Annotated in this window: 25 protein-coding genes; 20 read left to right on the forward strand and 5 right to left on the reverse strand. The window is 25.2% G+C overall.

All coding sequences use genetic code 4. The annotated features are described in order from the left end of the window. Positions 1–190 precede the first annotated feature (190 nt). The 7 genes from AACL22_RS10015 to AACL22_RS10045 all read left to right on the forward strand — a co-directional run bounded on the left by AACL22_RS10015 (position 191) and on the right by AACL22_RS10045 (position 6,026). Positions 191–895, forward strand: a complete 705-nt coding sequence (locus tag AACL22_RS10015; RefSeq protein WP_338991864.1) for a folate family ECF transporter S component — start codon at positions 191–193, stop codon at positions 893–895. Between the two features lie 165 nt (positions 896–1,060). Beyond that, entirely contained in the window at positions 1,061–2,308 is a 1,248-nt protein-coding gene (locus AACL22_RS10020; RefSeq protein WP_338991865.1) for a DnaD domain protein, read from the forward strand. 28 nt (positions 2,309–2,336) lie between these two features. Then, entirely contained in the window at positions 2,337–3,248 is a 912-nt protein-coding gene (locus AACL22_RS10025) for an ATP-binding protein (RefSeq protein ID WP_338991867.1), read from the forward strand. 307 nt (positions 3,249–3,555) lie between these two features. Continuing rightward, positions 3,556–4,452: a substrate-binding domain-containing protein gene (locus AACL22_RS10030; RefSeq protein WP_338991869.1), complete on the forward strand. Its 897-nt coding sequence runs from the start codon at positions 3,556–3,558 to the stop codon at positions 4,450–4,452. Between the two features lie 3 nt (positions 4,453–4,455). Beyond that, entirely contained in the window at positions 4,456–5,034 is a 579-nt protein-coding gene (locus AACL22_RS10035) for a hypothetical protein (RefSeq protein ID WP_338991871.1), read from the forward strand. Positions 5,035–5,063: 29 nt separating this feature from the next. Continuing rightward, a complete protein-coding gene (locus AACL22_RS10040) occupies positions 5,064–5,684 on the forward strand; it encodes a hypothetical protein (protein ID WP_338991873.1) in 621 nt (206 codons plus the stop codon). Between the two features lie 87 nt (positions 5,685–5,771). Further along, a complete protein-coding gene (locus AACL22_RS10045; protein WP_338991874.1) occupies positions 5,772–6,026 on the forward strand; it encodes an ABC transporter permease subunit in 255 nt (84 codons plus the stop codon). Positions 6,027–6,096: 70 nt separating this feature from the next. Here AACL22_RS10045 and AACL22_RS10050 read toward each other — a convergent pair whose 3' ends face one another. Beyond that, the gene (locus AACL22_RS10050) at positions 6,097–6,675 is read right to left on the reverse strand and encodes a hypothetical protein (RefSeq protein ID WP_338991875.1); all 579 of its coding nucleotides are present in this window, start codon (positions 6,673–6,675) and stop codon (positions 6,097–6,099) included. Positions 6,676–7,543: 868 nt separating this feature from the next. Between AACL22_RS10050 and AACL22_RS10055 the strand changes: the two genes are divergently transcribed. The 13 genes from AACL22_RS10055 to AACL22_RS10115 all read left to right on the forward strand — a co-directional run bounded on the left by AACL22_RS10055 (position 7,544) and on the right by AACL22_RS10115 (position 15,982). After that, on the forward strand, positions 7,544–8,275 hold the full coding sequence (locus AACL22_RS10055; protein WP_338991876.1) for a hypothetical protein: 732 nt from the start codon (positions 7,544–7,546) through the stop codon (positions 8,273–8,275). Positions 8,276–8,488: 213 nt separating this feature from the next. Then, positions 8,489–8,647, forward strand: a complete 159-nt coding sequence (locus AACL22_RS10060) for a hypothetical protein (RefSeq protein ID WP_338990165.1) — start codon at positions 8,489–8,491, stop codon at positions 8,645–8,647. 11 nt (positions 8,648–8,658) lie between these two features. Continuing rightward, positions 8,659–9,117 carry a hypothetical protein gene (locus tag AACL22_RS10065; RefSeq protein WP_338991878.1) on the forward strand — a complete coding sequence of 153 codons (459 nt, stop codon included), beginning with the start codon at positions 8,659–8,661 and terminating at the stop codon, positions 9,115–9,117. A gap of 18 nt (positions 9,118–9,135) precedes the next feature. After that, positions 9,136–10,362, forward strand: a complete 1,227-nt coding sequence (locus tag AACL22_RS10070; RefSeq protein ID WP_338990163.1) for a hypothetical protein — start codon at positions 9,136–9,138, stop codon at positions 10,360–10,362. 95 nt (positions 10,363–10,457) lie between these two features. Beyond that, entirely contained in the window at positions 10,458–10,895 is a 438-nt protein-coding gene (locus AACL22_RS10075) for a hypothetical protein (RefSeq protein WP_338990161.1), read from the forward strand. Positions 10,896–10,937: 42 nt separating this feature from the next. Then, positions 10,938–11,081, forward strand: coding sequence for a hypothetical protein (locus tag AACL22_RS10080; protein ID WP_338989351.1), 144 nt, complete (start codon positions 10,938–10,940; stop codon positions 11,079–11,081). Beyond that, positions 11,065–11,490 carry a hypothetical protein gene (locus AACL22_RS10085; RefSeq protein ID WP_338991880.1) on the forward strand — a complete coding sequence of 142 codons (426 nt, stop codon included), beginning with the start codon at positions 11,065–11,067 and terminating at the stop codon, positions 11,488–11,490. Before AACL22_RS10080 ends, AACL22_RS10085 begins: the two co-directional genes overlap by 17 nt. A gap of 86 nt (positions 11,491–11,576) precedes the next feature. Beyond that, positions 11,577–11,993 carry a hypothetical protein gene (locus AACL22_RS10090; protein ID WP_338990158.1) on the forward strand — a complete coding sequence of 139 codons (417 nt, stop codon included), beginning with the start codon at positions 11,577–11,579 and terminating at the stop codon, positions 11,991–11,993. A gap of 12 nt (positions 11,994–12,005) precedes the next feature. Continuing rightward, the gene (locus AACL22_RS10095; protein WP_338990156.1) at positions 12,006–12,371 is read left to right on the forward strand and encodes a hypothetical protein; all 366 of its coding nucleotides are present in this window, start codon (positions 12,006–12,008) and stop codon (positions 12,369–12,371) included. A gap of 9 nt (positions 12,372–12,380) precedes the next feature. Continuing rightward, positions 12,381–12,941 (forward strand): hypothetical protein, encoded by a 561-nt coding sequence (locus tag AACL22_RS10100; RefSeq protein ID WP_338991883.1) that lies wholly within the window; start codon positions 12,381–12,383, stop codon positions 12,939–12,941. 15 nt (positions 12,942–12,956) lie between these two features. Next, positions 12,957–13,190 carry a hypothetical protein gene (locus tag AACL22_RS10105; RefSeq protein WP_338991885.1) on the forward strand — a complete coding sequence of 78 codons (234 nt, stop codon included), beginning with the start codon at positions 12,957–12,959 and terminating at the stop codon, positions 13,188–13,190. A 51-nt stretch (positions 13,191–13,241) separates the two neighbouring features. Next, the gene (locus AACL22_RS10110) at positions 13,242–14,495 is read left to right on the forward strand and encodes a hypothetical protein (protein WP_338989934.1); all 1,254 of its coding nucleotides are present in this window, start codon (positions 13,242–13,244) and stop codon (positions 14,493–14,495) included. Next, on the forward strand, positions 14,495–15,982 hold the full coding sequence (locus tag AACL22_RS10115; RefSeq protein WP_338991887.1) for a hypothetical protein: 1,488 nt from the start codon (positions 14,495–14,497) through the stop codon (positions 15,980–15,982). Before AACL22_RS10110 ends, AACL22_RS10115 begins: the two co-directional genes overlap by 1 nt. A 295-nt stretch (positions 15,983–16,277) precedes the next feature. Here AACL22_RS10115 and AACL22_RS10120 read toward each other — a convergent pair whose 3' ends face one another. The 4 genes from AACL22_RS10120 to AACL22_RS10135 all read right to left on the reverse strand — a co-directional run bounded on the left by AACL22_RS10120 (position 16,278) and on the right by AACL22_RS10135 (position 18,631). Further along, positions 16,278–16,427 (reverse strand): hypothetical protein, encoded by a 150-nt coding sequence (locus AACL22_RS10120; protein ID WP_338991890.1) that lies wholly within the window; start codon positions 16,425–16,427, stop codon positions 16,278–16,280. Between the two features lie 516 nt (positions 16,428–16,943). Next, positions 16,944–17,246: a lipoprotein gene (locus AACL22_RS10125; protein ID WP_338990153.1), complete on the reverse strand. Its 303-nt coding sequence runs from the start codon at positions 17,244–17,246 to the stop codon at positions 16,944–16,946. A 13-nt stretch (positions 17,247–17,259) separates the two neighbouring features. Next, positions 17,260–17,895: a hypothetical protein gene (locus AACL22_RS10130; protein ID WP_338989166.1), complete on the reverse strand. Its 636-nt coding sequence runs from the start codon at positions 17,893–17,895 to the stop codon at positions 17,260–17,262. Between the two features lie 139 nt (positions 17,896–18,034). Continuing rightward, positions 18,035–18,631 carry a hypothetical protein gene (locus AACL22_RS10135; RefSeq protein ID WP_338991892.1) on the reverse strand — a complete coding sequence of 199 codons (597 nt, stop codon included), beginning with the start codon at positions 18,629–18,631 and terminating at the stop codon, positions 18,035–18,037. Positions 18,632–19,036: the final 405 nt, after the last annotated feature.

Below are 19,036 nucleotides of genomic sequence, written 5' to 3' on the forward strand. Positions count from 1 at the left end.
TGACAATAATTTATATATTACGGAATTTCAGCATCCAATGTCCTGAGACATTAATAATATTAAGATACAGAACAAAGTTAAAAATTGGAAAAAATTATTATTACGAAATAAAACAAAAAATATTTTAGTTTGTGGGTCTTTATATTTTATTCCGTTGGTTTATCAGTTTTATTTAGAGAGGGTGTAAAATATGCTATATATATTAACAAATATTGGTGCTTGTTTAGGAATTGCTATTTTATTTTATCTTGGGGTATTATTAGATTATAAAAATTGAAAAAAAATTAGTATTTTAACAATTACAATTATAAGTTTATTAATTACATTATCTGTTATTTTCACAAATGTCATTAGTTATACTATTCCGTTTCCATTTATGGGAGGAGGAGTAATTCAATTAGCATTAGGTAACTTTTTAATTTTTGTGATTGGAATGTTATTTGGACCATTTTTGGGTGTATTGAGTGGTCTTGCTACTGATGCTTTAGGGGCTTTGGTAAATATTAGTGGAACATATCATAGTGGTTTTTCCTTTAATCTTGCTTTATATGGTTTTTTAGGAAGTATGGTTTTTTTATTTAAAAGTGATAAATTTTGAATATTAAAAACAATTATCTTATATGCAATAGGGTTTGCTTTAATTTCATTTGCATTTAATGTTTTATGATTATATGCAATCGGTCTAAAACAAGTTCTTTTCCCAATGGCTTTTGTTATTAAAGCAATTAAGTTTCCAATTCAATTGGCAATTTATTTACCAATGGTTATTTCAAGTTTTACTATTTTATATAAATTAATTACTTCACGTCATAATCTTGCTTTATGATGCACCCAAAAAGGATTATTAGTTTTAACACCAATTAAATTTAAAAAACAGAAAAGATATAATAGTTAAAAGTTGTTTATATGTGGAAAAGTTTTAAAAACTTAATAATTATAACTGTTTTATTTAAAAAAGATTGTGGATAAGTCAGTTAATAGCATTATTTTAACAAATTATATTTACTTATTAATTGTTCATTGTAATATTATTAATGATTAAACAAAGAGGAACGGGAAAATGATGGAAAAAGAAACTACTTATTTAATTAAACAAGAATATCAATTGTCAGATGATGAACGTATGTTACTTTTATGTTTATATCGGCCAATTATTGGCGATAAAGCACATATGTTATATATTGCCTTAACAGCACAAGATTTCATCTTAGAATTAAATACTAAATATCATTTAGACAATCTTTTAACATTATTACAAATATCATATGATGAATTTTTAGTAGCAAAAAGTAAATTAGAAACAATTGGTTTATTAAAGATTTTAAAACGTGAAAAAGGAAAGCATTATATTTTAAAACCACAATTACCAATTTCCGCAATTGCTTTTTTTGAAAATCAAATTTTAAGAAATTATTTATTGAATATTGTAGGAGAAAAATCTTTTGCAATTATTAAAGCTAAATTTATTGTTAATCAGCAAGAGGGTAAACAGAAGCATAATGATTTATCTGGTCAATTAAGTGATGAAACAATGACATTTGATTTTGTTTATATTGATAAATACTTAGCATCAAAAAATGCAAATCATAAATTATATTTACCATATCGTGAAAAAATTATCCAGTTAGCAAATTATTACAATGTTTTAACAAATAATCTTGCTATTTTTATTTATAAAAGTATTGAGTTAACTGCCAAAGAACGAATTTTTAATTATGAAACATTTCAACATTTACTATCTGATTTTCATCAAAAAGCAATATTAAAAAAACAATTTAATGGAGAACAATTAAATTTAATTGTTAATGATGAAAATGTTATTAAACCAACTAATATGTTAGAAGCAAAAATTAATGAAATGGTTTCAATTGATCCAATTCAATATTTAACTTTACTACGAGAAAATAAGAAGCCAACACCAATTGAAATTGAATTAATTCGCGATTTAATTATTAATTATTCATTGAGACCAGGGGTAATTAATTGCTTAATTGAATATGTTTGATTTAAAAATGCTCATCGAATTGAAAAAAAGTATTGTGAAAAAATTGCAAACACTTTTCATCAATTACAAATTAATACTGTTGATAAAGCAATGGAGCATTTACGCAGTGCTTATGCAAAAACACAAAAAAGTAAAGTTACAAAAGATGCTATTAAAGCAAAAACATATCAATGGAAAGAAAAAGCAGTTAAACATAATATGGCTGAATTAGAATATAATAAAATTTATGAACAAAAACGGCAAGAACAAGGAATAAAAAAAGTTGATCTTACACAATTATTAGATGATTTAAAAAATTTATAATAGTAAAAATGAAAGAGAGATGGGGGCAATGTCAAAACTAAATTTATTAAAACAACTTCAAAACAATGCAGAGTTAATACTTAATTTACAAGAAATTGCGTTTGATATTAATAATTATCAACAGTTTGAGACACTCTTTCAAGAATATTTAAAAAATTATCATCAATGTGAAAAAACATCATCTTTATCTTTATGCCAACAATCCTTTAAAGGATACAAATATTATATTAAAAAAGAAAATAATAATTTGTTTTTAACACGAGTTGAATGTAATCATACAATAGCTATTAAAGAAAAAAATAAAATTAAAAATAATTATCTTTATTATGACTTTAGTGATGAATTATTAAAACTACGATTAAATGATATTAAAAAAGATGAAAATTTTAATAATATGCATCTTATTATTGGCGAAATGGTTAAATTTGTTAAAGGTCAACGAAAAAAAGGTTTATATATTCATGGCCAGCCAGGAGTTGGCAAAACTTATTTATTAATTCGCTTAGCTAATGTTTTAGCAAATAATAATCGTAAAGTTGCTTTTATTTCAGTAATTAATTTAATTAATCGAGTAAAGGAATCATTTAATCTTTTTAATAGTGAATCATCATTAGTAGAAATTTTATTAGGAGCGGATGTTTTATTTTTAGATGATATTGGTGGAGAAACAGTTTCTCCATGAGTTCGTGATGATTTATTATTTCGTATTCTAAATGACCGTATTAGTCGTCGACTGCCAACTTTTTTTTCATCAAATTTTACAACAACAGCTTTAACAACGATTTATGCAAATGTTAAAACTGAAATTAATGATAAAGAAATTAATAAAGTAAAAGCATTAAGAATTGTTGATCGGATTCGAGGGTTAGCAACCGAATTAGAATTGTTGGGAAATAGTAGGAGAACTGATGAGGATTATGTGAAAAAGTTAACAGTCTAGGAATGTTGTCTGTTTTGGGGGTGCTTGCTACAAATAATTTTAATTAAGATTGGAAGTAATTAACAATATAAAGTTTTTAGTTAATAAAGTATTTATAAAGAAGGTACTATATTAACTTTTTAATTTTATGGAATTTTTTTGCTAATTTATTTTAAAATGGAAATAAATTTGATAGAATATTACTTTTCTTGCATTTTGCTTTATTTTAAGTAATTATTATTCCATAAACAGTTTTTATGATTTCTATTTTAACTGTTTAATAGTGAGTAATATTAATAAATTACTAAAATAATTTGGAGGATATGATTTGAAAAAAATTTTAGGATTACTATCAACACTAATGTTAAGCGGTACGAGTGCTATTAGTGTTATTAGTTGTCAACAAAAACAAACTTTTTTGTTTGGTGGTTCAACTTCGGTCCAAGGATTAATGAATTCTGTTTTAAAAAAATTTAACCAAGAACATAATATTAGGATTGCTTATAATAGTAGTGGCTCTAGCGGAGGTGAAACAGGAATTAAAAACAATACCTTAGTTTTTGGTTTTACTTCACGAGCTTTAAAGACAGAATTTACAAAAGATCCATATGCTGGTTTAAAATTTGCTGTTGACGGCATTTTGTTAATTGCTAATTTACCATCAGATTGTCAAGGATCAAATTTAGAGTTAGATTTGATTAGTAGTAAAGTTGACGTTTTAAAGTCAATTTATGAAGGGGAAACAAAAATTTGAGGTAATTTGTTAGAATGTCAATCAACAACAAATGTTACCCCTATTAATCGTGAACAAAATTCAGGTACACGTGATGTTTTCCAAGAAAAATTACAAATTAAAGAATTTGATTCGCAATTACGAACAGCTAATAATACTGCAGCAGCAATTAAGGAGGTAAAGGATAATTCAGGGTCAATAGGATATGTTTCATATAGCGCTAAAAAATTAGTAGAGGAAAATAAGTTGAGTATTTTAAAATATAAAGGAATTGTAGCATCGCCAACAACTTTACAAGAAAATTATGAATTAAAGCGTTATTTTGAATTAACATTTCATTTAAAGGGTGATAATTTATCATTAGTTAAGAATTTTTTATTATTTTTAAAAAATGAAGCTAAGGGACAATCAAACATTCAAGCTGATGAATTAATTCCAGCTTGAGAATGATATGGTACAAATCCTTTTTCTGATTTATTCACATTAGATTAATTTATGAATCAAATTAGTATAAATATTTTTAAATGCAAGCAAATTACTGATCGTCTTGCAAAAGTAATGATTAGTTTATTTTCATTGTGTGCCATTATTGCTGTATTTTTAATTATTTATTTCATTGTTATTAGTGCTATTCCTGATTTACGTTATCAAGGATTTTGAAACTTTTTAACAGGGACGAAGTGAATTATTAATAATGAAACAGGAGAATACCAATTTGGCGCTTTAGCATTTATTGTTGGTATTATTTTAGTTTTAACATTAGCGATTATTATTGCTGCACCATTAGCAATTTTAACCGCTCTTTTTGTCACAGAATTTTTATCTAGACAAATAAGAAATATTATTATTTTTGTTATTGAATTATTAGCCGGAATTCCGCCAGTTTTATTTGCGGTATTTGGGCGAGAAACAATTGGTATGTTATTTGTTCGGGCGGGAGCTAGCGGACCAACAAATTTATTAACAGCAGGGGTTATCCTAGCTTTTTTAGCTTTGCCAACCATTTTTGCTTTTATCGGCAAATGATTTTTTAAGTGTTCCGAAATCATATCGTTTTGCAGCTCTAGCCAATAGGTGCATCTCGTACATATACTGCTTTTAAAGTGGTAAAAACAGCTGCAAAAATAAAAATTATTGGTGCTGTTATTTTTGAAATGTGCCGTGTTATTGGTGAAGTTACTGCTATGATTTTATTAACAGGAATGGCGGCACAAATTCCTAATTTATGGCAAGGATTTTGAAGTTTTTTATTTAGTCCAATTGCAACATTAGCAACCAAAATTGGAATTGAATTACCTGAACATGTTGCTAGTTTACACCGTTCAGCTTTATTTGCTTTAGGCTTAATTCTATTAATGATGGTTTCAATTTTAAATATTATTATTTTAACTACTTATAAAATTCAACGACAAAAAGAACAAGGGAAGCATTTAATTCGTAGATGAAAGCGAAAACATTCTCAACGAGCAAGCAATTCATTAGCAGAAGGAAGTAATTCAACTTGATTAACAGACAAAGATTTTCTCATGTTAATTAATAAAAAGATAAAAACTAATTATTATAATAAAACAATAAATTATTGTCGAATTTTTTGAATGATATTAACTTGTTTGCTTACACTTAGTTTTTCTGCATGGATTATTTTAAATATTATTATTAATGGTTTTGCGGCAATTAGTTATTTAGCACAGTTTGATTCAAGCGCTTTTATTGGTTATTATTAGTTACCAACACTTATTATTTCAACTTTTATGTTAATTTTCACGGGAACTTTTTTTTCAATTCCGATTAGCATCATTACAGCAATTTATTTGAGTGAATATGCGCGAAAAAATAGTCGATTAGTAGCATTAATTCAATTTTCAACTGATGCTTTAGTTGCAACACCATCAATTGTTTTTGCTATTTTTGGATATGTTGTTCTTGTTGTTGGGTTGGGACTTGGACATAATTTTTGATCAGCTGGGTTAATGTTTTTTATAATGACGTTGCCAATTATTATTCGAGTAGTTGAGCATGCACTGCATGATGTTCCTCAAGAATATCGTGATGCTGCTTTTTGATAAATAGGGTTTTCTGAAATATCTTTGTTTTTAATAGTTACTTTAATTTTATCATTACCATTAATATTATTTGTTACTTTAAATTTCAGTCTATAATTTGCCCTGTTTTAGGTGAAATAAATGGTGTATTTGGTTCTTTATCATCATTTCAACAATAAACAAATTTAAAATAATTATCATTTTTAACTCATAAATGTGTAAAACCAGTAAATCCCGGTTGGTGTATATATAAATTAACGGCACGTACACCAAAATAACTGCCTAAAATTAAATAATATTGATCTTTTAAATTATCAATTGTCTTTTGTGAAGAACCTACATCTGTATCATTTTTAAATTTAATAATACGTCAATCAAAATTTTCATCACCACGTCATATTACAAAATAATATTTATTATCTAATTGTTTAAAAGGTTTTTCATTTGCATCAACGTTATTTCAATAATTTATTGGCTGTGGTGGAATAGACCCGCCACTAAAATTAAAATATGATGAATTTAATTTAACTTTACAATGTTCAAATTCTCAATACCCAGTTTCTAGTTCTCTTGGATTAGATATTAATTCAAAATAATAGGGAGAAAATAATTTAACATCATCATTATAACCTTTATTAATAGCGTATTTACTATATGTATAATTTGATAACATATATATAACTTGTTTAATTCTTTTTACATAGGCGTCCTGTACGATGAACCGGCAAAAAACAACTCTTGTGAGATTGTTTTTTTTTATTTTTATATTAAAAAACATAAATTTATTTGCATTATTCATCGGATAGTATCTTTAAATTTAGAACTTTTATCATAAAAAAACAGATTAAATTCTGTTTTCCCTACACAAAATAAACAATATTTTTATAAATCCTTTCAATAAAGGTATTATCCGATGAATAATGCGGCACTTAAAATTTAATATTTTGATGCTTAAAGATGAATAACTCATCTATGGCACGAAGCCTTAAAGAAAGTGTGAAAGCGATTGGATTTACTACTCCTATTTATTTCTTTAATTCTCGGCAAGATTAATCACTTGCGAAATGTCAGAGCGCGTGTTTTTTGCTTGTTTTCATAAAAAGAGTGCTGTTAAACCGAAAAAACAATATCGGACACTAAAAAAACAAGAGGGTTGGAACTCCAAAAGGTTATTTTCTTTATATAAAGTTGTGTAGGGATGGATGAAGCGTAATTAATAACTGGGTAAACTGTTTCTTTGTTTATTTCCGTATGGGGGTAAACTCTATCAAAATATCTTATCCCGCCCCCGCTCACCTTCAAAGTGAAGCGGGGGCGAAGTAATTAAATACTAAAATAAATTATTTACTAAATATCAAAATATTAACCAATAAAGGAATATTATGTTTTTTTACAGAAAGGAAAATATTTGATGAAAAAATGAAATAAAAAAATTAAAAATAAATTACAAGAATTAATGATACGAGCTTATCTAGTAACGGTAAATGATATTAATGATGAAATTTGAGCAACAAATAAAAATAATTAAGGAGTATAGATAAATGACAGAATATAAAAGTTTGTATATTAATAAAACTTGAAATGAAATAACAACGTCATTTGATTGAGTTAATTGTCAGCCTGTTAATTGTCGTATTTCACATCATAAAAAGCATTATGATTTGCAATGTTTAGAATGAGCCAAAATGTACTTAATTTTATTTAAAGACAAGTGAGATGTTATTGTTTCATATATGCAATATTATAAAATTAACGATATTTTAGATTTAGCATCCGATGGATGAAAAATATTACAAATTGACAAAAAAAATAAAACAAATAAATTAAAATATATTATTGTAATTGACCCTGCTGGAATTGGACAAACTGGTATGATTATTTATAATGTTTTGCAAAAGAAAATAATTAATAATATTACTTTTAATTCTAAAAATGAAGAAGAAGCAATAAATAATATGTATTTAATATTAAATGAGTTTAAAAATAAAATTTGTTCTTATTTAAATAAAGTTATTGTAATAATTGAAGATTATCAACTTAATAAAGGTTTAAAAATAAAAAATCCATTAGCTACTCCTAAATTTATTGGTGGTTTAAAAGTTTTATGTAAATATCTATTTAATTTAAATTATGTTTTACAATCGCCAGTTGTTAAGAAAAATTATATTTATAAAGGAAATATTAAAATGACAGAGCACGAACACGATGCTTGAAAACATTTACAATATTTTATAACAGAAGGAGTTGATAAAAATGGCACAAACAAAAAGTAATTTACTTAAAAAATCAATAACTAATAAATCTAAAATAAAAAAGTTAATAAATTAGAATTAACTGTTAGATTACATGAAAACCCAATTAAAACTAAAATTAAGGCACTGGTTGCTGCTGGTGTTGAAGTTGATGCTTGTTCTGCGAAATGTCAGTGAGAAGGATTAAATTACTCAACATTATCAATTTATAATCCGTCAGTTGTATCTGCTTTTTTGAAATTAAAAAAAGATGATGAGATAAAAATTAAAGGCTCAGTATTTAATCAGTTAAATATAAAAACTAAACGCTATTTTTTATCTTTTCGAGTCGATAGTTTCGAAATTATACAAAAAGCGATTAGAAAAAGAACAAATACAAGTATTAAAAAATAGGAGGAAAAACAATGGCATTAAAAAATGTAAAATTTGTTCTTATTGATAAAAATAATGAACCTATTAAAAATGAAGATGATAGTTTAGATATTAAAACTGCTGAAATTATTTTAGAAAATACTGTTGAAGTTGAAGAATTAAATGCAAGTAATTTAGAAAATAGTAATCAACAAATCAACGAACTACAAACAAAAAATACTGAATTAACTTCACAAATTGAAGAACAAACAATTCAATTAAAACAAATTGAAGTAATTGATTTTATTAATTCTTTAACTGATAATGAAGATTTTAAAAATGTTTTATTAAAATCTTATGATATTACTGATGATATTGAAATCATTAAAGTACAATTGCAGAGTGTTTATGATGAATTAATTAAGGTACAAACAGTTAATACTGGTGGCGTACCAAAATCAGAAAATAAAGAAAACAATATTTTAGATACAGACAATGTATTTAATAAATAAGAAAGAAGGTATAAAATTATGGCACAAAATCCACAAAGAATATTCGGCGATATTGTTAATCAAGCAACACAAAAAGATTGTGAATCATTTGACCAATGATATTTACAAACTTATCAACAAAAATTTAGCTGAGAGGCATTATTTGCGTGAAAAGAAGCAAATAAGTTTGGTTTAACATATAAAAGAAAGAAAAATATTAAATATAATGAAGGTATAGGAAAAGATAAAAAAGTATTTAATACTGATGACAGTCTTTTAAACTATACTGAAGTAAAGTTTGAAGATGGAACAGTTGAATTAGATACAATTTTAACTTTTGCTCGTAAATTAGACCCTGTAGAAAATGATTTTAATCCTAATCTTTGGGCGGCTGATATTGAGCAAGCAATGGATACTGAAGTTGCTTATAAACGCAATAAAATTTTAGAAATTATTAATAAAGGAACTGTTACAACTATTCAAGGACAAAAATCAGATGATACAAATGCTTTACAAATCCACGATGAAATTATGGATAAAATATATGAAAATGGCTTTACCCCATCAGAAACAGTTGTCTTGGATTCGGCAGATTTTATTCGTGGAATTCGTAATAAATTACAGTTACAACTTGGCGCAAATGACCAAATAAATAGCGTAATTGAAACAAGTGGAGCAATGAAAACTGTTGAAGGAACAACATATTATATGGTTCCTAAAAAATTACCAATTATTAATAAAGATGGTTCAGAAGGAACAATTGAATTATTACCAAACGGAGTTAATGCAATTGCCTTTAAATTTAGTAAAAAATATGATCCTCTTATTTTACGCAAAAAAGACCATACTCCGCTAAGGGTTGGTGCTGCTGCGTTAGGTACTGGAATGGGTAATACTTTAATTATGGAAAGAGTTTTATATTTAGGTGGAGCAGTAGTTGAACCTAAAGGAATTATTAAACATATTGTTACAAAAATTGATATTAGTAAAATTAATAAATTAGATAAACCAACTATTCATGTTGTAAATCCAACACAAACAACAGCAGAACAGTTAAAACCACAATTTAAAGATGTTGTTTTAAAAGCAGTTAAAGCCGTAAATAGTTCTTTAACTGAAAGTGATTTTGATTACTTTATTGAAAGTAAAGGTGAAGATTGACCAATTAATATTACAAATGATAAAACTGTTTCTGTTCAAATTGAAGGTAAAAACAACGCTACTGGTCAAACATCTCCGATTGATGTTAAAATTAAAAATTCTTAATAGTACTAAAAAATAGTACTTTTTCGTTTGATAGATATGCCAATTAGAACATCTAAAACAGCTCTTATTTATGCTGTTAAAAAAATCCAACTAGATTGTCAATCCAACAACAAGAAAAAAATTTTGGTTTACAGTTATTAGAATTTTTAGGAATTCAAGTTTTAGCTCTTGGTTTATCAGTTTTAACTGGTGGTATTGCTTCGGCTGTTGGTCTTGGTACGGGATTATCTAATTTTGCCGCAGCATTTATTTCGTTTGGAGTAGAAACAGCAACCGATTTTGCCGTAAATCAAATATATGATAAATTAACATCAGAAGTAACAGCAAAAAGTACCGCCTTAAATTTGTTTCCAGCAATTGGCGGTGTTGGTAAATTAACGCGTGCTGCTCGAACAACTAGAATTTTAAAATTAGCAAAAGAAACTAAATTACTTGAAAAATTAGGTGTAATAACTGCTAATAATTTAGAAGATGTTGTAAAACAAGTTACAGGCAAAAAGATTTTATCTGATAAATTAATATTTGATTTTTAAAAGCAGGCTAATAATGAAACTTTATTATATACATTTGGTAAATTGGCCCGAAATGATTTTTATAAAGGTTTTAAAGTTTCTAATTTAGAAACAATTAATAATTTATTAAAAATTGAGAAAAATATTCAAAAAATAAGCCCTACATTAGTTCAAAAAATACCGCGCGTAAATGAAAAAAAATGCTAATAAATTGTTATATGAATATGGATTAAATATTGATAAAATAAGCAAAATTAATACTAATGAGTGATATAACATTATGACTAATCTTCATAAAAAAGGTGTTGGTAAAAATCTACTATTAAATGCTAATTTAATGCGGAGCAGTAAAATATATAATAATAAATTATTAAATATTTTTCACCAAACACCAATTAAATTAAATAAAATTTTAAATCATTTAAACCCAAATTTTTATATTCAAAAAGTAACTAAAAAATTATTAGCTCCAATTGAAAAACAAATAATTACAATTAAACAAAAAGTAATTAATAAAATTACTGATAAAACTAAAAAATATTCTCTAAATTTGAAACTAAAGCTATTAAAAAAGGCCAATTATTACCCTTTGCTTATGGTTCTGATGTTTTTTTAGCAGTAAAAATTGTTCCATTATCAGTTGCGGGAGAAGTTGCTTTAACAATATATTATAAAAATCCTAAATATGTCCCTATTGTCGTTATGACAACTTTAATCAAAGCAGAACAGTTTGTTTTGGCTCCTGAACCGTTTAAATTCTATATGAACAGTGAGTGGTTTATTGGTTGGGGATTTAAAAAAACAAGTTTGTTTAATTTAGTTTCTTTTGCCCCACTTGTTTATCAGCAAGTAGTAAAAGATAGTTTTAAAATATATCGGATAATTGCTAAGATATTAAAAATGCAAGAACAATTTAAAAATAACTTTAATAAAGATAAATTGTTAAATACGCTAGAAGATAGTGTGGTTACTAGTTTGTTAGGTAATGGACTAGTATTTCAAGCATATAAACAACTCAGAACAAAACAAGATTTAAACAAAACAATTAAAACAAAAACATTACTAAATAGTAAAAAATTTATATTAAAGAAAATATATTTTAAAAAAAGTAAATGATAAGGAGATGATTAAATGTTAAATGAATTATGACAAAATGTTACTTTGGAAAATTATAATAATTTTATTCCAATGACAGGTAAAATTACACAAGTTCCAGTTCGTTATAATAAGTTCTTTAAAGGTGATGTAGAATTATGATTTAAAACATTTGCTTTAAGAGCCAAAAATATGATTAATTCTTACTTAAACTATTCATTTTCAAAACTAAAGTTTGAAACATTTAAAGATCCATTATTAAAGAAAATTTGTATTAATATGGTGTTTATTACGATTGAGCATTGAACATTTAACCGCATTCCAATTGAATTTTTTACTTCGGCAAATATGAGTGTTGGTGATATTAATTATTCATCGCAAAATGACCCTATGATTACTTAACAAGGTCTATTGCCTACCTATGCAAAATCATTGGCTAATTTAACAACTTTAAAGAAAATGTTTCGTACTTTTCAAGAAGAAGGTATTGATTTAACAATGATTGATTTAGAAGCATATTATACTCAATTAGAAGTTGATGCTTTATTAGATAAACTTGTTATAGAAAAAATTAAAGATGAAAAACTTGCAAAAATAAAAGAAGAAATTTTAGATGAATTAAAAAAATCAATTGTTATACCAAAAGTTCCAGATTGAGAAATTGTTGATACTAGTGATTTTAAAGTTGGACAAAAAGGATATACTATTCCTAATTTTGATAAAGAAAATTATATTTATAGAATTTGAGCCTCAGGAAAAAATATCAAAGGAGATTTAAAAAGTCAAGGGATGTTGCAAACAAGGCATAGTTTTAGACAAACAATAGGTGTTATATATGATCAAATAGGTGTTAATAGTGCATGTTTAGCATTATCTATTAATCCTGATAGATTGATTAATATTGGAGTTAATGGTCCAGCAACATTTAGACCTTTGGGATTTGTGTTTATTGAAAGAAAAAAGGTAAATTAGAAAGGAGATGTTATTATGTCAAAAGTAAATATTAAAGATGTAATTATGTTTTTGAAAATCTTTGGAGTTTCATCATTGTTTTTTATCGCAGGAATTATTATTTGTTTTATAGGAGAAAAAACATTAGGTATTTCTTGACCGGCATATGTTATTGTTTCAGCAATGCTTATCGGAGCTGGAATTATAGTTTTGATTATTGAAACAATTAGATTTATCAAAACACATAACAAAAAAACAAAAAGAAGATAGTATTGAAGATGTTATTAAAAAAGAAGAAACAAAATAAAGGGGAAGTTATAAATGGGATTGTTACCAGCAAAAAAGAAAATAAAAAAAGATTATGATATTGATAGTTATTATCTTAATTTAGCATCAACTATTACTAATCGTAAAAATGTTACTGTTCAAAAACATAATGAGATTTTAAAAAAAAGAATTTGTGAAGATAATGCTAATTTTTTAAATCCACGAGATTTAGAAATTAGCATTTATAATCCACTTACTAATCAACAATTAGATACTAAATTAATTAATAACTTTTTAAAGATGCAAGACTTTACTAATAAAAATTGATATAACGAATATAAAATTAATAAGAATGGTAGGGGTACATACTTTATTTTTGTTAATAATTCAAAACTTAATTTTATTACTATTGATTTTTACAATGACCAATATGATGAATTAGGTAATTTAGTATCTTGTACTTTTGATTATGATTCTTATATTAAAAATGACCAGAGTATTTTTATTACTGAAAAATTAGAGATTGATGCTGTAACTAAACAAGTTAAAGTTATTAGAAAGTTAAAAACACGATTATATAGTACTATTACCGACTTATATATTGATGATGCTAAATGAAATAACTATACAACTTTACAAAGAGAAGAAATATTACCACTTAATTTTATTCCAATTCAAATTATTCCTAATAACCCTAATTTTGAGCCTTCTGCTCGTTATGGTAAACAATTTGCTAGTATTTTAGATATTATTGCTGAAAAGATAATGTTAGATCCATTATTAAATAGTGGTAAATTTACTATTAATACTAACGGCGTGACTGGTGTAGTTGACCAAGAAATTAGTAAAATGCTAGCTTCATTTATTGAAAATGACTTGTTATTAGTTGAAGGAGACCCTGATAGTAATTTTCAACCAGTAGATTATATTGCGGGTAATTTTAAAGGTGAACAATTAACCAAAATATATGATTGATTATTAACTAATTACTATAAAATAAATCGCCATCATGTTCCCGCAATCGCCAAGGGAGCCCAACAAACACAAGCAGAAGTTGCGGGAGTAAATATTCAAACAAACGCATCATATGAACAAATGATATATATTAGAGAAATTAAATTAACTGAATTCATTATTAAGTTAATTAAATATGATAATGCGATTTTAAACAGTAGAACATTCAATATTAAAAATATTGATGAGTTAATTGTTGATGTTCGCTTACCAGTAAATGCTACTTTAAACAGACAATTAAAAAACAACGAAACTATTATCAATATGCCTAATGAAGAAGGAGAACAAGAATAATGTTAAAACCATCTGAAAAAATGTTAGCACAATTAGCGGAAAATGATGAACCAATTGACTATTCAATCGATAGTATTCCGTTAGATTTTGCTGCTCAATCGCAGTACAGCAACCCTGACTTAGAACAATTATTTACTGAAGACCGTGCAAGAACCTTATATATTTATAAAATTAATAATATTGTTAAGACAAAGCAAAAACCAATCTTAAATTACTCTCAAAATAGCGTTAAAATAGGTTTTATTGACAAAGATGAATATATTAAAATAACTGGTTATGAAATTAGTGATTTTAACTTTAAATTACAAATTCAACAAAATACCACAGTCCAAGATAATAGCACAAGTTATGTTATGATTGATGAAAAAGATATTTTAATTAATGATATTTCAAAACAAGACAAAGAATTTTTAGAATCCTATGACTTAAAAATAGTATCTATTAATGAGCCAATTAGTGAAGATAACAAAAATGAATGTTATATCATTGAAGAATACAAAGGCCCTTATTCACCCGATGGTGTTAATATTATTAAATCTATGCATTTAGTTAAAATAACTGATTTTAAATGAAAAAACCAAAATAGTATTCATTTAGTATTACAAAAATCATTACCCGAAGACACAGTATTTACTGGGATTGAAATTAAATACCCTAAATCAATGTTATTTGGAAATATTAAGTGTTGAGGCAATGTTAATGGTGTTTATTCTTATCCATCATCAATAGTTGAAAACGCTAGTTTAGTACCTTTACTATCAATGCCAATTGAAACAAACCCTAATGTAAGAATATTTCAGTATTGATTTACTGAAAGTTTTTTACCATGAAGTATAGCCAAAAACTATATTCAAGGAAAAGATATTTTAGATTTGGTAAATAAAAATGGTTTAGAAAAAGTTTTATTAAATTATTTAACATATCGTTATAATTATGACCGTAAATTTCAAGGAGCAAAATACGATGAAAAAGGTAATCCTACCAATAAAGTGGCTGAACTGCGCCAAAAATTTGAAGGACAAAAACCAGAAGATGTAATTGATGGTTTATTTGAAAATTGAAAATTAGATAATTCCACATTTCTTAATGAAAATGTTGTCAAAAGATTTAAACAAATTATTTATATGTTATCAAATTATACATATAGCAAGTATGCAATTAATAAAGGCTATAATGATGATATTAAATTAATTGCTCCTTATTATTTTAAACTAATTTCAAAACCAAATAGATTAGAAGAAGGATATTTTTATTTTTCAGATTGTCAAGTACAAATATATTCATTATATTTTGATTTTATTGGTTCTAATCCACCAATTACAGTAAATTATTGAAAAGAAATTAAAGCACAAGAAAAACCATTTAATCAAGTGGATAATAAATGATATTTTGCTATATGGAAACCTAATAATTCTATTTATTGAAAAATATCAAAATTTAAACACGATACAAATAAAGGAAAAAAAATGAGGATTGAGATCCATTAAAACCATATTATATTGATCTCTTTTTATGGGTTTTTGAAACAAAAGAACAAGATTTATTAATAGATGATCAATCAGAAGGTAAAATAGAACGAATTTTTTGAAATGAAGATAAGGGACGAAATTTTAAAGCAGTTTATCGTTGAAATGGTGGTGGTGAACCTCTTAAACCTTTAATTGATTCAAGTACTGGAAAAATTATTGATTGAAATTTAAAACAACAAATAAATGTTAATAATAACAAAGATAATGAAATTAAAGTAAGTGTTAAAAACAAAGATATTTCAGAAAATCCTATTTATCGATTAGAAGCAAATTTTTTTAATTGATTATCCGTAACAAATGAATTAGAAACAAATAACATTCCTTCTCTTATTCCATCAGAAATTAAATTATCTGATGGTGAATATGGGAAATATTTAACTAATTTAATTGTTTTTAATGACAAAATAGAAAACTATTTAAATTATTTTTCTGAATGATATAAATTACTTTATTCTAAAATAGATTGAATTAGTACAATCGAAGATTTAATTGATTATAGTATTAAAATAACTTTTGATAAAAAACTATTTAATTTAAATCAAATTGAAATATCAGGTATATGAGGTTATGGTAATTATGAAATTACAATTTTTACTGAAAAAGAACAAATTAATATTAATAATTTACAACTATTTAATAAAAATAATGAAAAATTATCATTAATTATATTAGAAATATAAAAAGTCATTTATTAAAATGACTTTTTATTATTCATTAACTTTTACATTACCGGTTTTATCAATAATTAAATTAGGTACATTAGTATCTTCTAAATTTCAACGATAAACTGCTTTAAAATTTCGTCCCTTATCTTCATTTCAAAAAATTCGTTCTATTTTACCTTCTGATTGATCATCTATTAATAAATCTTGTTCTTTTGTTTCAAAAACCCATAAAAAGAGATCAATATAATATGGTTTTAATGGATCTCAATCCTCATTTTTTTTCCTTTATTTGTATCGTGTTTAAATTTTGATATTTTTCAATAAATAGAATTATTAGGTTTCCATATAGCAAAATATCATTTATTATCCACTTGATTAAATGGTTTTTCTTGATATGCTATTCATTCTAAAATACCATTTTTTGTTTTTATATTATTTTTTTCTTTTAGTTTATTTAATTGTTCCTCGATATATTGTGGTGTATTACAGGCAACTAAACTGGCTGTACTTGTTCCTATTAAAGTGATTGTTCCCAAAAGACTTAATTTCTTTTTCATATCGTGTTTATAATTAATTCTTTACTACCACTATATCTGTTTTTTTATTTTTAAATGTTACATTTTTTTCTTCCGAATTTAAGGGAATAGCTTCCCCAATCTCAGTCTGATGCATAATTATTTCTTTTTTACTTTTAATATCATAGTAAAAATTTATACTATTATCATTATTTATTTTTATTTTTGAGGGTAAAATTTCATTTTCAAATAAACTAAGCATAGCATCTTTAATTGAAATATTAACTATTATTTCATTATTATTTTTATCAATTAATTTTGCACTAACCATACCTTCAATTTTTTGATAATAATTTAAAATAAGCTCTATATTATTTTGTAAAGAAGTAACATAAACTGAAATTTTACTATGTGGTGGCACCTTTACTGGTTGAGATGGAACAGTTATTGTTGTAGTGTTTGTGGTTGTTTTAATTTCTGTTTCAGAAGAATTTGAAGTATCTGTTATAGTATAAGTTTTTGACTTCCCTCATGTATAACCACCACCAGCTTCAACTGCAACTTCAAGTTTTGCACCAAAAACAACAGGAACACCAGCATTACTACTAGCTTTTGCTGTAACTTTAGTATTTACATTTGTACTTCAATTATCAGTATTTGATGTTGTTTCTGATTTAGAAAATCCATTCATTTTTTGAAATGTATTTGTTTCTGTTAATTGTTTAGAACAAGAAACTGTATTTTGAATTTGTTCAATACTACTATTATTTATAAATGTTGAGTTAGAATCTTTACAAATATCATTAAGATCTTGTTCTAAATTATATGATTTATTTTTTTTGTGTTTCTTCTAAAACAAGTTCAGATTCTGTTAAATTTTTTAAATTAATATTTAAAATCTGTTTAATTTCAGAATTAGGATTTTGTTTTTTATGATATAAATATAACCCTCTTTTTACTTGATCTCTCATATTAATAATTTTAGATTCAATTAATTGCAATGTATCATATTCATAAACTTTATTATCTTTTGAACCAAAGTATAATTTGTTATTTAAAGCTACTCCAGAAGATAAAATACTTCCATTTGTTGTAATTACAACTTTTTGTTGTTCAGTTTTAGGATTATATTCATAAACATTATGATCAAAAGAACCAAAGTATAATTTATTATTTAAAACTACACCGGAAGAAATAATACTTTTATTTGTTATAATAACAATTTCTGAAATTCCAACAATATTATTTTTTTTATTATCTTGTCTTTTTACTCTATTTAATTTTTCTAAATTATTTTTTTGTGAATAATTAACTTTACTAATTTCTAATTTAGTTTCTTCTTTTTGATAGGGGCTAGCAGCAATTGTTGTTGGTACAGCGGTTCCACCAATAGTTAATAGACTTAATAAACTTAAAAGTTTTTTCATTTTATTATTTCCTTTCTTTTATCTTGAAAATTTTTATCAAGATCTATTGACATTATATATATATATATATACAAGCACTTTTTAAACATATTTGAGAAAGGAAGTTATTTAAATGATTATTATTGTGATTATATTGTACTAATTTGGGCTCGCGGTGATTTTCATAAGTTTTGCGAAAAATGCCTTAAAGTTTAAAAAAACTTTTGCCGCGCTTTTCAAAATACTTGGGAAAAATTCTAAGCGTTAAGCGAAGAATTTTATAAAGGTTCCCAAATTTGTTTGAAAGAACCTCAAAATCTTTTTTAACTTGTAAGTCATTTTATCACAAAAATTTAAGAAAATCAACCGCTCGCCCAAAACCTAAAAAATCTGCTATTACAGATTTAATAAAAATATAGATAAAAA

It is taken from the genome of Spiroplasma endosymbiont of Seladonia tumulorum (assembly GCF_964020235.1).
Taxonomy (GTDB): domain Bacteria; phylum Bacillota_I; class Bacilli_A; order Mycoplasmatales; family Mycoplasmataceae; genus Spiroplasma.